Origin of the sequence: Microbacterium sp. LBN7, assembly GCF_045690345.1 — a bacterium.
Taxonomy (GTDB): domain Bacteria; phylum Actinomycetota; class Actinomycetes; order Actinomycetales; family Microbacteriaceae; genus Microbacterium.
In genome coordinates this window covers 4,112,760-4,125,890 of the sequence record NZ_CP147856.1, presented here as the reverse complement: position 1 = coordinate 4,125,890, position 13,131 = coordinate 4,112,760, and the positions used below count along the sequence as shown (strand labels likewise).

The 13,131-nt window shown below is 67.2% G+C and carries 17 protein-coding genes and 2 tRNA genes; 11 read left to right on the top strand and 8 right to left on the bottom strand.

The window, feature by feature from the left end:
* The coding region (locus LBN7_RS20090) for an AAA family ATPase (RefSeq protein ID WP_407360608.1) at positions 1-896 on the bottom strand (896 nt) is incomplete at its 3' end.
* An 18-nt stretch (positions 897-914) separates the two neighbouring features.
* Here LBN7_RS20090 and gatC point away from each other — a divergent pair.
* The 6 genes from gatC (at position 915) to LBN7_RS20060 (ending at position 6,498) form a co-directional block, all read left to right on the top strand.
* On the top strand, positions 915-1,214 hold the full coding sequence (gatC, locus tag LBN7_RS20085) for an Asp-tRNA(Asn)/Glu-tRNA(Gln) amidotransferase subunit GatC (protein WP_116635038.1): 300 nt from the start codon (positions 915-917) through the stop codon (positions 1,212-1,214).
* Positions 1,211-2,728, top strand: coding sequence for an Asp-tRNA(Asn)/Glu-tRNA(Gln) amidotransferase subunit GatA (gatA, locus tag LBN7_RS20080; protein WP_407360607.1), 1,518 nt, complete (start codon positions 1,211-1,213; stop codon positions 2,726-2,728). The genes gatC and gatA overlap by 4 nt, the downstream gene beginning before the upstream one ends.
* Positions 2,728-4,242 carry an Asp-tRNA(Asn)/Glu-tRNA(Gln) amidotransferase subunit GatB gene (gatB, locus tag LBN7_RS20075; protein ID WP_407360606.1) on the top strand — a complete coding sequence of 505 codons (1,515 nt, stop codon included), beginning with the start codon at positions 2,728-2,730 and terminating at the stop codon, positions 4,240-4,242. Before gatA ends, gatB begins: the two co-directional genes overlap by 1 nt.
* A gap of 79 nt (positions 4,243-4,321) precedes the next feature.
* On the top strand, positions 4,322-5,578 hold the full coding sequence (gene dinB / locus LBN7_RS20070) for a DNA polymerase IV (RefSeq protein WP_116635035.1): 1,257 nt from the start codon (positions 4,322-4,324) through the stop codon (positions 5,576-5,578).
* A 37-nt stretch (positions 5,579-5,615) separates the two neighbouring features.
* Positions 5,616-5,933 carry a hypothetical protein gene (locus tag LBN7_RS20065; RefSeq protein WP_116635034.1) on the top strand — a complete coding sequence of 106 codons (318 nt, stop codon included), beginning with the start codon at positions 5,616-5,618 and terminating at the stop codon, positions 5,931-5,933.
* A complete protein-coding gene (locus tag LBN7_RS20060) occupies positions 5,917-6,498 on the top strand; it encodes a hypothetical protein (RefSeq protein ID WP_407360605.1) in 582 nt (193 codons plus the stop codon). Before LBN7_RS20065 ends, LBN7_RS20060 begins: the two co-directional genes overlap by 17 nt.
* A gap of 4 nt (positions 6,499-6,502) precedes the next feature.
* Here the strand turns inward: LBN7_RS20060 and LBN7_RS20055 are convergent, their stop codons facing one another.
* The 6 genes from LBN7_RS20055 to orn form a co-directional block, all read right to left on the bottom strand.
* Positions 6,503-7,003: a DUF2017 family protein gene (locus LBN7_RS20055; protein WP_407360604.1), complete on the bottom strand. Its 501-nt coding sequence runs from the start codon at positions 7,001-7,003 to the stop codon at positions 6,503-6,505.
* Positions 7,000-7,296 carry an ATP-dependent Clp protease adapter ClpS gene (gene clpS, locus LBN7_RS20050; RefSeq protein WP_341945459.1) on the bottom strand — a complete coding sequence of 99 codons (297 nt, stop codon included), beginning with the start codon at positions 7,294-7,296 and terminating at the stop codon, positions 7,000-7,002. The genes LBN7_RS20055 and clpS overlap by 4 nt, the downstream gene beginning before the upstream one ends.
* On the bottom strand, positions 7,293-7,640 hold the full coding sequence (locus LBN7_RS20045; RefSeq protein ID WP_116635030.1) for a metallopeptidase family protein: 348 nt from the start codon (positions 7,638-7,640) through the stop codon (positions 7,293-7,295). Before LBN7_RS20045 ends, clpS begins: the two co-directional genes overlap by 4 nt.
* Positions 7,641-7,681: 41 nt before the next feature.
* Positions 7,682-8,314, bottom strand: coding sequence for a LysE family transporter (locus tag LBN7_RS20040; protein WP_407360603.1), 633 nt, complete (start codon positions 8,312-8,314; stop codon positions 7,682-7,684).
* Between the two features lie 78 nt (positions 8,315-8,392).
* Positions 8,393-8,468: transfer RNA gene (locus LBN7_RS20035), tRNA-His, on the bottom strand.
* 36 nt (positions 8,469-8,504) lie between these two features.
* Positions 8,505-9,131: an oligoribonuclease gene (orn, locus tag LBN7_RS20030; RefSeq protein WP_116635028.1), complete on the bottom strand. Its 627-nt coding sequence runs from the start codon at positions 9,129-9,131 to the stop codon at positions 8,505-8,507.
* A gap of 58 nt (positions 9,132-9,189) precedes the next feature.
* Here orn and LBN7_RS20025 point away from each other — a divergent pair.
* Positions 9,190-9,261, top strand: a tRNA-Arg gene (locus LBN7_RS20025).
* A 60-nt stretch (positions 9,262-9,321) separates the two neighbouring features.
* Here the strand turns inward: LBN7_RS20025 and LBN7_RS20020 are convergent.
* Positions 9,322-9,591 (bottom strand): hypothetical protein, encoded by a 270-nt coding sequence (locus tag LBN7_RS20020; protein WP_116635027.1) that lies wholly within the window; start codon positions 9,589-9,591, stop codon positions 9,322-9,324.
* A gap of 203 nt (positions 9,592-9,794) precedes the next feature.
* On the opposite strand from LBN7_RS20020, the gene LBN7_RS20015 reads away from it, so the two are divergent.
* From LBN7_RS20015 to LBN7_RS20000, 4 genes are all read left to right on the top strand, one after another.
* Positions 9,795-10,334 (top strand): single-stranded DNA-binding protein, encoded by a 540-nt coding sequence (locus tag LBN7_RS20015; protein WP_407360602.1) that lies wholly within the window; start codon positions 9,795-9,797, stop codon positions 10,332-10,334.
* Positions 10,335-10,406: 72 nt separating this feature from the next.
* Positions 10,407-10,904, top strand: coding sequence for a DUF6993 domain-containing protein (locus tag LBN7_RS20010; protein WP_207769943.1), 498 nt, complete (start codon positions 10,407-10,409; stop codon positions 10,902-10,904).
* Between the two features lie 63 nt (positions 10,905-10,967).
* Positions 10,968-12,647 (top strand): energy-dependent translational throttle protein EttA, encoded by a 1,680-nt coding sequence (ettA, locus tag LBN7_RS20005; RefSeq protein WP_116635025.1) that lies wholly within the window; start codon positions 10,968-10,970, stop codon positions 12,645-12,647.
* Complete coding sequence (locus tag LBN7_RS20000; RefSeq protein ID WP_116635024.1) at positions 12,647-13,123, top strand: thioesterase family protein; 477 nt, start codon at positions 12,647-12,649, stop codon at positions 13,121-13,123. Before ettA ends, LBN7_RS20000 begins: the two co-directional genes overlap by 1 nt.
* Positions 13,124-13,131 lie beyond the last annotated feature (8 nt).

Genomic DNA, 13,131 nt, shown 5'->3' with positions numbered 1-13,131 from the left:
GCTTCGGTGAGCTCGGTCTCGAGAACTCGGAGTTGCGTCCCGAGGTGTTCGTCGCTCAACGCCCCCAAAGCCTCGGTGTATTGCTTGATGAGTTCGGTGGTGGCTGTGTCCAGAGCTGTGCGATCGACTGCTCGCTGGAGGATCCGAGACAGTATCGACGATTTCACGGCCGACGTCTCGTCAGTAGCGCGCAGGTCAGCCGACACAAACACATAGTCGAAGAGGTCAGACAGCTTTCCGCGACTATTGATTCCAAAGAAGTGGGTGTCGGATACCTCCGCCTCGACGAGGTGGTCTTCGTTCTCCCGCTCCCATGCGTTCATGGCTGCTTCAGCTGCTGCGGCTGAAGTCCATGCTGGGAGGTTGAGTTCGGGTTCAACCCCTCGAAGCGTTGAATAGGCTGAGCGCCTATCCCCGGCGGACGCCAGGGCCCGGATCTGCTCGAAGCCGGGGTACGCAAACGCCTTCGCTGTGGTTTTCTCATCGCCGTCTTGCCATGTCTTCCACACCGTGAGCGTGTCGACGGCGCTGCTCGCAGCGTAGCGTTCGCCCAGCGCTTCACGGTCAGACGGCGTGAGGTGGTCGAAATCAACACGTACACGGATTCTTGATCCCGCGCCCGCGGCCTGGTGAACATCATCGACTCCGATCGTGCCCTTCTCGCCATTGAAGAACCAGTCAAGTGCGCGCAAGATCGTCGACTTCCCCGCGCCATTGGGGCCGACGAGCGAGGTCACGGTATCGAAGGAGCAAACTAGGGACTCGACAGAACGGAAATTCTCTATTTCGACTTTGACTATCCGCATACACAAACCGTTCATCTCAAGCTCGGGGCAGGCGAACATGGCCTCTGTCAGCACCGTAGCGGTGTCCGTGCCAAGAGGGAGGGCTGGCACGCCAACTAGACTGGGGACGTGTCTGAAATCACCCCTGATCTCGTGCGCCATCTCGGCGTGCTCGCGCGTATCCAGCTGAACGACGACGAGGTGACGCGGCTCACGGGCCAGCTCGACGCCATCGTCGACAACATCGCCAAGGTGTCGGAGGTGGCCACCTCCGACGTCGTCGCGACCAGCCACCCGATTCCGCTGAGCAACGTCTTCCGTCCTGACGTCGTCGGAGAGACCCTGACGCACGAGCAGGTGCTGCAGAACGCTCCGGATGCCGCGGACGGCCGTTTCCGCGTCACCGCGATCCTGGGAGAAGAGCAGTGAGCGACATCATCCGACTGAGCGCAGCGGAGCTCGCCGACAAGCTCGCATCCCGCGAGATCTCGAGTGTCGAGGCCACGCAGGCCCACCTCGACCGTATCGCCGCCGTCGACGGCGACGTCCACGCATTCCTGCATGTGAACGACGGCGCTCTCGAAGCGGCCGCCGCGGTCGACGCGCAGCGCGCCGCCGGCGAGAACCTCGGCCCGGTCGCCGGCGTCCCGCTGGCCATCAAGGACGTGCTTGTCACCCACGATCAGCCCACCACCAGCGGATCGCGCATCCTCGAGGGGTACCGCTCGCCGTACGACGCGACGGTCGTGGCACGCTCGCGCGCCGCCGGCCTCATCCCGCTCGGCAAGACCAACATGGACGAGTTCGCGATGGGATCCTCCACGGAGCACTCCGCCTACGGCCCCACCCGCAACCCGTGGGATCTCGACCGCATCCCCGGCGGCTCCGGCGGAGGTTCCGCTGCCGCCGTCGCCGCCTTCGAGGCACCCCTCGCGCTCGGCTCGGACACCGGCGGATCGATCCGTCAGCCCGCACACGTGACCGGCACGGTCGGCGTGAAGCCCACCTACGGCGGTGTGAGCCGCTACGGGGCGATCGCCCTGGCCTCGAGCCTCGACCAGGTCGGCCCCGTCACGCGAACCGTGCTCGACGCGGGTCTGCTGCACGATGTCATCGGCGGGCACGACCCGAAGGACTCCACGTCGCTGCGCGATGCCTGGCCGTCGTTCGCGGATGCCGCTCGCGAGGGCGCCCGCGGCGACGTGCTGAAGGGCCTCAGGGTCGGCGTCATCCGGGAGCTGCCGGACAGCGGCTTCCAGCCCGGCGTCGCGGCATCCTTCCGCAGCGCGCTCGCTCTGATGGAGGCGCAGGGGGCGGAGATCGTCGAGATCGGCGCGCCGCACTTCGAGTACGGTGTCGCCGCGTACTACCTGATCCTCCCCGCTGAGGCCTCGAGCAACCTGGCGAAGTTCGACTCCGTCCGCTTCGGGCTGCGCGTCACTCCTGACAGCAACCCGACCGTCGAGGACGTCATGTCGGCGACCCGCGACGCCGGGTTCGGCGACGAGGTCAAGCGCCGCATCATCCTCGGCACCTATGCGCTGTCGGCGGGCTACTACGACGCCTACTACGGCAGCGCGCAGAAGGTGCGCACCCTCATCCAGCAGGACTTCGCGAACGCGTTCGCCGACGTCGACGTCATCGCGACGCCCTCGGCGCCGACCACCGCCTTCAAGATCGGCGAGAAGATCGACGATCCGCTGCAGATGTACCTGAACGACGTCACGACGATCCCCGCGAACCTCGCCGGCGTCCCGGGGATCTCGATCCCCAGCGGACTCGCCGAGGAGGACGGGCTGCCGGTCGGCATCCAGTTCCTGGCTCCCGCCCGCGAGGACGCTCGTCTGTACAAGGTCGGCGCCGCGCTCGAGACCGTGCTGCTCGACGCCTGGGGAGCACCGCTCCTCAGCCGCGCACCCCAGTTGACCGGAGGAACCCGCTGATGGCCACCGCCAAGCTCATGGATTTCGACAAGGCGCTCGAGCTGTACGAGCCCGTCCTCGGCTTCGAGGTGCACGTCGAGCTCAACACGAACACGAAGATGTTCTCGGATGCGCCGAACCCGGCCAACGAGAAGTATCACGCGGCCGAGCCGAACACGCTCATCGCACCGGTCGACCTCGGTCTTCCCGGCTCGCTGCCGGTCGTGAACGAGACCGCGATCCGCTCATCGATCAGCCTCGGCCTCGCGCTGGGCTGCTCGATCGCGGAGTCCAGCCGCTTCGCGAGGAAGAACTACTTCTACCCCGACCTCGGCAAGAACTACCAGATCTCGCAGTACGACGAGCCGATCGCGTTCGAGGGGGCGGTCGAGGTCGAGCTCGAGGACGGCATGACCGTGACCATCCCCATCGAGCGTGCGCACATGGAGGAGGACGCCGGCAAGCTGACCCACATGGGCGGCGCGACCGGACGCATCCAGGGTGCGGAGTACTCGCTCGTCGACTACAACCGCGCCGGTGTGCCGCTGGTCGAGATCGTGACGAAGGTGATCACCGGCACGGAGCACCGTGCCCCCGAGGTCGCCAAGGCGTACGTGCAGACGATCCGCGACATCGTCCGCGGTCTCGGCATCTCCGAGGCTCGGCTCGAGCGCGGAAACCTGCGGTGCGACGCCAACATCTCGCTCCGTCCGCGCGGCACCGAGAAGCTCGGCACGCGCACCGAGACCAAGAACGTGAACTCGATGCGTTCGGTCGAGCGCGCGGTGAGGTACGAGATCCAGCGTCAGGCGCAGATCCTGGCCGACGGCGGAACGATCACGCAGGAGACGCGGCACTGGCACGAGGACACCGGCACCACGTCGCCGGGACGCCCGAAGTCGGATGCCGATGACTACCGGTACTTCCCAGAGCCCGATCTGCTGCCCGTGCAGCCGGCCGCCGAGCTGATCGAGGAGCTGCGCGCGGCTCTCCCGGAGCAGCCGGTCGCCCGTCGTCGTCGCCTGATGACGGAGTGGGGCTTCACCGACCTCGAGTTCCAGGATGTGCGCAACAACGGCGTCCTCGAAGAGGTCGCTGCGACGATCGCCGCCGGAGCCACCCCCGCGACGGCCCGGAAGTGGTGGACCGGCGAGATCTCGCGCCTCGCCAACGCACACGAGAAGGACGCCTCCGAGCTCATCAGCCCGGAGAACGTCGTCGCGCTGCAGAAGCTCATCGATGCGGGCACACTCACCGACAAGCTGGCACGCCAGGTGCTCGAAGGCGTCGTCGCGGGCGAGGGCACTCCGCAGGAGGTCATCGACGCGCGCGGACTCGCCGTGGTGTCTGACGACGGCGCGCTGATCGCCGCGATCGACGAGGCCTTCGCTGCGCAGCCCGACGTGCTCGCCAAGATCAAGGACGGCAAGGTCCAGGCCGCCGGTGCCGTGATCGGCGCGGTCATGAAGGCGATGAAGGGCCAGGCGGACGCTGCACGCGTCCGCGAGCTCATCCTCGAGCGCGCCGCGCAGTAGCGGTTCGACGGGCTCAGCCGCCTCGGCGCGCTGGGCCCGTCGACGCACCCGTGTCCGGAGTCCGGGAGAGAATGGATCCATGGGACACGGCGACGGCAGAGGGCAGATCACGTCGCCCACCGACGCCGACGACACCGGAACCCGCATCCTGCACGTCGACATGGACGCGTTCTACGCAGCGGTCGAGGTGCTCGACGACCCGAGCCTCCGCGGGCTCCCGCTGATCATCGGCGCTCCGGACGGGCGCTCCGTCGTATCCAGCGCTTCGTATGAGGCGCGTCGGTACGGCGTGCGCGCGGCCATGCCGGTGTCCCAGGCGTTGCGGCTGTGCCCCACGGCACGCATCGTGCTGCCGCACTTCCACCGCTACCAGGAGGTCTCCCGGCAGGTGATGGCGATCTTCGAATCGTTCACGCCGCTCGTGGAGCCGCTCTCCGTCGACGAGGCATTCCTCGACGTGCAGGGCGTACGGCGGCTCTGGGGGAGTCCGGCGCGCATCGCCGGACTCATCAGAGCCCGGGTGCTCGAAGAGGTCGGGATCACCTGCAGCGTCGGCGTCGCCGCGACCAAGCATGTGGCGAAGATGGCGTCCACGATCGCGAAGCCCGATGGGATGCTCGTGGTCGCGGCGGGCGACACCCTCGACTTCCTCGCTCCGCGCCCGGTCCGCGCGATGTGGGGCGTGGGGCCGAAGGCGGCCGAGGCTCTGGAAGCCCGCGGCATCCGCACCATCCACGACATCCGGGAGTCGTCGCCTGAGATGCTCGACCGTGCAGTGGGTGCCGCCCTGAGCGCCCGCCTCGCGCAGCTCGCCAGAGGAGAAGACCCACGTGTGGTCGACACGGAGCGGATCGAGAAGAGCATCGGGCACGAGGAGACCTTCGATCACGACATCCTGGACCGCGCCTTCCTCCGGGCCGAGCTGCTCCGTCTCGCCGACCGCGTGGCGGCCCGTCTCCGTCGCGCGGAGTGGGAGGCGGCCACGGTCGCGATCAAGGTGCGTTTCGATGACTTCCGCACGCTGAACCGCTCCCAGACGTTGAGCGAGCCCTCAGCGGTCGGGCAGCGGATCGGAGAGGCCGCGCAGGCCCTGTACGAGCAGATCGACCGCCGCGATCCTGTGCGCCTCCTCGGTGTGCGCGCCGAGAACCTGCGACCGGCCGGTGGTGGGGGCCTGGGGCTCTGGGACGACGACGAGGACTGGCGGAAGGTCGAAGGGGCCGTCGACGAGGCGGTCGCGCGGTTCGGCACGGCCACGATCAGTCGCGCACGCCACATCGGTCGGGGTGACGGGCGAGGCGCCGCCCAGCATCCGAAGGCGCACGGCGTGGATTGACCGCACGCCGCCCTGTTTCGTGGGCTAGCGTGGGACCATGCCGAACATTGCACTGGAACTGGGAAAGCAGATCGCGTCCTTCGGCGTGAAGAGCGCGTACGGTGAGCCGCAGGACGTCGACGGGGTGAGCATCACTCCGGTGTCTCTCACCTACTCCGGTTTCGGCGGCGGCAGCGCGGAAGGCGGCGAGGGCGGTGGCGGCGGCGGAGTCTCGATTCCGGTCGGCGTATACGTCCGTCGCGAAGAGGGGCTGCGGTTCGAGCCGAACATCGTCACTCTGCTGGCCGTTGCTGTGCCGTTCGTCTGGGTCACCGGGCGGGCGCTCTCGCGCATCATCCGTGCCCTCAAGAAGTGACGATCCCGTCGCGGCCGCGCTCGACCGCGCCGCGACGCTGATCGAGCAGGACGTCCTCGCTCTCGCGGCGGCGAACCCCGTCGTGCTGATCGACGGCCGCAGCGGCGCGGGGAAGACTTCTCTCGCCGGACGGCTGGCAGCACGGTGGCCGCTGGCCGGACGCGTGCAGCTCATCGCGCTGGATTCGCTGTACCCCGGATGGGACGGGCTCGACGCCGGTGTCGATCGAGCGCTCGAGTGGATCCTCCGCCCGCACGGACGCGGGTACCTCGGCACCTGGCGACGATGGGACTGGGAGCGCGAGACGGAGGCGGAGAGCCACGCCGTCGATCCTGCCCTGGGCGTCATCGTCGAGGGAAGCGGCATCCTGACGCCGTCGACGGTCGGTCTCGGGGACGTTCGGGTCTGGGTGGAGTCCGGGGAGCCGGCGCGCAAGGCACGCGCACTCGCTCGCGACGGAGAGACCTATCGTCCGCACTGGGATCGCTGGGCGGCTCAGGAGCGCCTCCACGTGGAGCGCGACGACCCGCGGACGCTGGCGACCAGGATCGTCGAGATCCCCTAGGGAATCAACGGCCGCGTCGCGCGTCGATCTCGTCGGCGGCCTGGATCAGCACCTCGAGGCGATAACCGAGCCAATCGTAGATGTCTCCGCGGCCGTCATCGCTCGTGTGATCCTCCGTGGTGATCCCGAGACGGTCGGCGATGACCAGCCGGATCGCGGTGAGAGTGCGCAGCCAGGCATCGAGATCGTCTTCCGCGATGACGAGATCGCGTGGCTCCAGAGCGTCCTTCTCAGACAGGGCATCGATCTCGATGTCGAACGGTCCGAGCGCCGCGCGCACCGTCGTCGCCTCGCTGCGCCGCCGATCGAGGAGTTCGTCACGGGTGGTCTCGGCGAAGGCTGCCGCCGCCTCCGCATCATCCGGATAAGCCGTCGGCGTCAACCGTCGAACGGCGGGATCGTCCGTCGAGCGCGCACGGAGCAGCTCGCCGAACTCGTCCACGAGCCTCAGGAGATGCGCCCCTTCGATCACGGCGAGCGAGAGGACGATCTCACGGGCGCTCATCCGGACACCTTCCGCACCGTCGCCCAGAGGCCGTAGTCGTGCATCGCCTGGGCGTGCACCTCCATCGTCTCGCGCGGGCCGGTCGCGACGATCGCGTGTCCGTCGTGATGGACGGCGAGCATCAGCGCCGTGGCGCGCTCTGTGGAGTAGCCGAAATACGTGCGGAACACCCGGACGACGTAGCTCATGAGATTCACCGGATCGTTCCACACGACCACCTCCCACGGCTCCAGGGGCGCGGCGTGGAGGTCGGTGATCTCCTCGAGATCCGGGAGTGCGACCGGAGTGCTCATGCCCAGCCCATCTCGTGGAGCTGCTCGTCATCCAGGCCGTAGAAGTGCGCGATCTCGTGCACCAGAGTGGTGTGGATCTCGTCGCGCAGCTCCGTCTCCGTCTCGCACTGCGCGAGGTGCGGCTCGCGGAACAGGACGATCCGATCCGGAAGCTCACCCATGCCGTACTGCGTCCGTTCCGTCAGAGCCAGCCCGTCGTACAGGCCCAGCAGATCGAGGGTGCCGTCCTCGGGACGGTCCTCGACCACGAACACGACGTTCTCCAGCCCGTCGACCATGTCGTCGGGCAGCTGGTCGAGCTCGTCGATCACGAGCGCCTCGAAGGCTGCGGCATCCATCTCCATCCGCTCCAGCCTAGGGGCGGGGGTGCGAACGCGCGTCGGCGTCAATGCAGGAAGACGAGGAGCGCCGCGACGGCGATGAACAGAACGCCGAAGACGGTGTTGAGGATGCGCTGGCCGCGTGCAGAGCGTGTCAGCCGGCGGAAAGGGCGGGCTGCTGCGGCGAAGAAGCCCCACATCACGATGACATCGACGATGATCACGGTCGCGACGAGGGTGAGGTACTGGGGGAGGGGCGGCTCGTCGAGTCGGATGAACTGGGGGATGAAGGCGAGGAAGAAGACGATCGCCTTCGGGTTGAGGAGGTTGACCCAGAACCCCCGCCGGATCATCGACCAGTGCCCCTCACGGGAGTCGACCGGTGAGATCTCGTCGTCCGCGACCACGACATCGGGTTTCGTCAGGATGAGGCGGATGCCGAGGAAGACGAGATACGCGGCGCCCGCGTAGCGGATCGCGTTGAAGAGGAACTCGGAGCGCGACACCAGGAGCCCGACGCCTGCGGCGACGATGGCGACGTGGACGATGAGGGCGATCTGCTGTCCGACGATGCCCCAGATCGAGCGGCGCCACCCCTGGTTGAGTGCGTTCGACATCGTGTTGATCGCGCCTGCCCCGGGCGTGAAGCTGATGACCACCGAGGCCGTGAGAAGGGAGAACCAGACCGCGAGTGACACCCCGTCAGTCTAGAGCCCGGCGGGCATGCCCCTGAGACGCAGAAGAGGCCCGAATCAATACGATTCGGGCCTCTTCACTGGGGTGAGTAACGGGACTCGAACCCGCGACATCCGGCACCACAAGCCAGCGCTCTACCAGCTGAGCTATACCCACCATGTGCCCACCGGAGCGGGCAACCAGATGAGTCTATTACATGTTCGAGGTGAACTCCGACACGGTGCGCGTCGCGATGTCGCGCGCGTCGTCGCTGGACGGTCCCGGCTCCGCGACGAAGACGGCCTCGCGGTAGTAGCGCAGCTCGCGGATCGACTCGAGGATGTCGGCGAGGGCACGGTGGCCGCCGTCCTTGGACGGAGCCTGGAAGAACACCCGCGGGTACCAGCGACGGGACAGCTCTTTGATGCTCGAGACGTCGACGTTCCGGTAGTGCAGCCACTGATCGACCTGTGGCATGTACTTCGCGAGGAACATGCGGTCGGTGCCGATCGTGTTGCCCGCGAGGGGAGCCTTGCGCTCGAGCGGGACGAATCGTCGGATGTAGGCGAGCGTCTGGGCTTCCGCCTCTTCCAGGGTGACGCCGTGCGGGATCTCCTCGATCAGCCCCGATGTCTCATGCATCTTGGTGACGAAGTCGTTCATGTTCGCGAGGGCCGCATCACTCGGGCGGATCACCACCTGGAACCCCGGATCGATGGGACGGAGCTCGAAATCGGTGATGACGACGGCGATCTCGACGAGTTCGTCGACCGCCAGATCGAGTCCCGTCATCTCGCAGTCGATCCATACGAGACGATCGTTCTCGGACGCAGATACCATGCCGCCATACTATCGACGGGCCCGACATCGGCGACCGGGCGCGGTACGCTGTAAGCACGCCTTCGTAGCTCAGAGGAAGAGCAGCGGCCTTCTAATCCGCCGGTCGCAGGTTCGAATCCTGCCGGGGGCACTCGGCTTTCCCCATGCGCGTGACCCGCCGAGGAGCACGCACAGTCTTGCCGCTGCACGCTCAGGAGTAGCGCAGCGCGGCGACGGCGTCGTCGGCCCGCCAGAACTCGCCTACGATGCGAAACGTGCCGGTCGCGAGGTGAAGACGCTCGGCGCGGTAGCGAAGTCCCAGTGGGTCGGCGACGATCCGCAGATGGCCGAGGACGCGCTCCGTGCGGTCCTGAACGCGCCACAGATGATCGGCCGCCCGGACCAGGTGTTCGCGCGCGGAGGAGAGCCGAGGCGTCGCGTAGGGAACCTCGGGCAGATAGGTGGTCAAGCTGTCGGACATCGGAACTCCTTTCTGATTCGAACATATGACCGACCACCGACATTCGGTCGCCGTCGCCGAGAGGGGCTCCGAAAGCTGTCCTGCACACACCGAATCTGGCGCGGAGTGTCCACCGATCCCGTCTTCTGCGAGTTCGGGGCGCAGCGGGATGCCGCACGCTGGTGCGATCCGGGCGTTGGACCCGGTCATCGAGAGGACTGAGAATGATCGACACCGTCACCATCATCGGAAGGGTCGCCACCGATCCGACGCAGGGACAGACGACAGGAGGGGCTCCGGTCACGAACTTCCGACTCGCGAGCACGCACCGCCGGTTCGACACCGTGACCCAGGCATGGGTCGATTCGGAGACCAACTGGTTCTCGGTCGCCGCATTCCGGCAGCTGGGCGAGCACTCCAAGGCGTCGCTGCGAACCGGAGACAGCGTCATCGTCACGGGTCGGCTCCGGATCCGCAGCTGGGAGAGCAACGGCAAGCAGGGCACCAGCGTCGACATCATCGCCGACGCGATCGGGCACGATCTGCGGTGGGGGACCAGCGCGTTCCTCGCCCGCAGCCGAGCGACGCCTACGGATGCCGGCGTGCACGGGGCCGCGGAAGGACCGACGGCTGCCGATCAGCGAGTCGACACCGACCCCGGCGCAGCCGACGAGCCCGACGGCGACCGAGAACTGCCCGATCTGGACATCTCGTGGGCAGAGGTGCCGGCAGGCGCCACGGCTGATCGCGTCGCCTCGCACTGAGCGCGACGAAGGGAGAGGATCGGGACCGGTCGGCGGCGCGGTCATCACGGTCGCTGCCCGTAGACTCAGCACGTGCTTCGTCGACCGGTCTCTGCGGCGCCGTTGAAGGCCGCCTCCGCCCTGGCTCTCGTTGCCGGGCTGTTCGTCCTCTCCGCCTGTGGGCCCGGTGCCGAGCCGGTCGCGTCGCCAACCGCCGAGACTTCGCCCGCACCGGACTCCGAGGCGGCGCCAGATCCGGTGCTGGTGCCGGACGGCACCGCCGAGGACAACCTCCCCGTGTTCACGCGTGTCTCGGAGAGCATCTGGACTACGGATCAGCAGGGGTCGGGTCGCGCGTACATCGACGCTCTCATCGCCGCCGGGTTCGACCGCGCAGCGATGCAGGTCACGCAAGACCTCACGACGGTCGGCAACACGGCGGAGAGCCTGCAGTTCTCGGTGCGCTGGGGCGATGACGAATGCCTGATCGGGCAGGTCGGTCCGTCGACGGGACAGGTCGTCACGGCCGTGATGCCTCAGCTGGCGGAAGGGCGCTGCCTCGTCGGCACGACTCGCCCGATCGACTGGTGACACAGCCACGGGCCGGTAGGCTGGAGTGTCGATCTTCGACGCCAACAGAAGGAGCGGTTTTCGGTGGCTGAGTACATCTACTCGATGGTGCGTGCACGCAAGGCAGTGGGCGAGAAGCTCATCCTCGACGACGTCACCATGGCATTCCTTCCCGGCGCCAAGATCGGCATGGTGGGTCCGAACGGCGCCGGAAAGTCGACGATCCTCAAGATCATGGCGGGGCTCGACACGCCGTCGAACGGCGAGGCGAAGCTCTCGCCCGGTTTCTCTGTCGGCATCCTCATGCAGGAGCCGGAGCTCGACGAGTCGAAGACCGTGATCGAGAACATTCAGGACGGGATCGCGATCAAGGCGAAGGTCGACCGCTTCAACGAGATCTCGGCCCTCATGGCCGACCCGGACGCCGACTTCGACGCTCTCCTCGCCGAGATGGGCACGCTGCAGGAGGAGATCGACGCCGCGGACGGCTGGGATCTCGACTCGCAGCTCGAGCAGGCCATGGACGCCCTGCGCACACCGCCCGGCGACGCGGCGATCGCCCCGCTCTCGGGCGGTGAGAAGCGCCGTGTGGCGCTGGCCAAGCTCCTGCTCCAGAAGCCCGACCTGCTGCTCCTCGACGAGCCCACCAACCACCTCGACGCCGAGAGCGTCCTGTGGCTCGAGCAGCACCTTCAGGCGTACAAGGGTGCCGTGATCGCCATCACCCACGACCGGTACTTCCTCGACCATGTCGCCGAGTGGATCGCCGAGGTCGACCGCGGCCGCCTCATCGGCTACGAGGGCAATTACTCGACCTACCTCGAGAAGAAGGGCGAGCGGCTCGAGATCCAGGGCAAGAAGGATGCGAAGCTCGCCAAGCGCCTCAAGGAGGAGCTGGAGTGGGTGCGCTCCAGCGCCAAGGGGCGGCAGACGAAGTCGAAGGCCCGTCTCGCCCGGTACGAGGAGATGGCGTCGGAGGCGGAGCGGACGAGGAAGCTCGACTTCGAGGAGATCCAGATCCCCGCGGGTCCGCGTCTCGGAAGCGTCGTGATCGAGGCCAAGAAGCTCAAGAAGGGCTTCGACGAGCGCTCGCTCATCGACGGCCTCAGCTTCAGCCTGCCGCCGAACGGCATCGTCGGCGTCATCGGCCCCAACGGCGTCGGAAAGACGACCCTGTTCAAGACGATCGTGGGTCTCGAGCCTCTCGACGGCGGCGACCTCAAGATCGGCGAGACCGTCAAGATCAGCTACGTCGATCAGTCGCGGTCGAACATCGACCCGAACAAGACCCTGTGGGAGGTCGTCTCCGACGGCCTCGACTACATCACGGTGGGCAAGACCGAGATCCCGTCGCGCGCCTACGTGTCGAAGTTCGGTTTCAAGGGGCCGGACCAGCAGAAGAAGGCCGGCGTGCTCTCGGGTGGAGAGCGCAACCGCCTCAACCTCGCGCTCACGCTCAAGGAGGGCGGCAACCTCCTGCTCCTCGACGAGCCCACCAACGACCTCGACGTCGAGACGCTGAGCTCGCTCGAGAACGCGCTTCTCGAGTTCCCCGGCTGCGCCGTGGTCATCACTCACGACCGGTGGTTCCTCGACCGCATCGCGACGCACATCCTGGCGTACGAGGGCACCGACGAGAAGCCTGACCAGTGGTACTGGTTCGAGGGCAACTTCGAGTCCTACGAGGAGAACAAGATCGAGCGTCTCGGACCGGATGCCGCGAAGCCGCACCGCTCCACGCACCGCAAGCTCACGCGCGACTGATGTCATCGCCTCGTCTGCACATCCCGATCCACCTGCGCTGGGGTGATCTGGATGCCTTCAACCACGTCAACAACACCTCGATGCTCAAGCTGCTCGAGGAGGCGCGGGTCCGGGCCTTCTGGCGTGCGGGACCGGGGGAGGAGGCGCCGCCGACGGCTGTCCTCGACTCCGGCATCGAGGAGGGGATCCTCACCCTCATCGCCCGGCAGGAGATCGAGTACCTCGCTCCGGTGCCGTATCAGCGTCGCCCGCTCGAGGTGCAGATGTGGTTCGGAAAGCTCGGCGGCTCGAGCATCGAGGTCTGCTACGAGGTGCACAACGACCCTGAGGCTCAGCCGCGGATGATCTATGCCCGCTCGACGGCCGTGATCGTCCTGGTGGACGCCGCGAGCGGTCGTCCGACTCGCCTGACGCAGGAGATGCGCGACGCCTGGGAGCCCTACGTGGGATCGTCGATCGAGTACGCGCACCGCTGACCGGATTC

Coding starts and splice junctions, on each gene's coding strand:
- gatB (WP_407360606.1), top strand. CDS start 2,728: ATGGCCACCGCCAAGCTCATGGATTTCGACAAGGCGCTCGAGCTGTAC.
- dinB (WP_116635035.1), top strand. CDS start 4,322: ATGGGACACGGCGACGGCAGAGGGCAGATCACGTCGCCCACCGACGCC.
- LBN7_RS20065 (WP_116635034.1), top strand. CDS start 5,616: ATGCCGAACATTGCACTGGAACTGGGAAAGCAGATCGCGTCCTTCGGC.
- LBN7_RS20055 (WP_407360604.1), bottom strand. CDS start 7,003: ATGAGCGCCCGTGAGATCGTCCTCTCGCTCGCCGTGATCGAAGGGGCG.
- clpS (WP_341945459.1), bottom strand. CDS start 7,296: ATGAGCACTCCGGTCGCACTCCCGGATCTCGAGGAGATCACCGACCTC.
- LBN7_RS20045 (WP_116635030.1), bottom strand. CDS start 7,640: ATGGAGATGGATGCCGCAGCCTTCGAGGCGCTCGTGATCGACGAGCTC.
- orn (WP_116635028.1), bottom strand. CDS start 9,131: ATGGTATCTGCGTCCGAGAACGATCGTCTCGTATGGATCGACTGCGAG.
- LBN7_RS20020 (WP_116635027.1), bottom strand. CDS start 9,591: ATGTCCGACAGCTTGACCACCTATCTGCCCGAGGTTCCCTACGCGACG.
- LBN7_RS20015 (WP_407360602.1), top strand. CDS start 9,795: ATGATCGACACCGTCACCATCATCGGAAGGGTCGCCACCGATCCGACG.
- LBN7_RS20000 (WP_116635024.1), top strand. CDS start 12,647: ATGTCATCGCCTCGTCTGCACATCCCGATCCACCTGCGCTGGGGTGAT.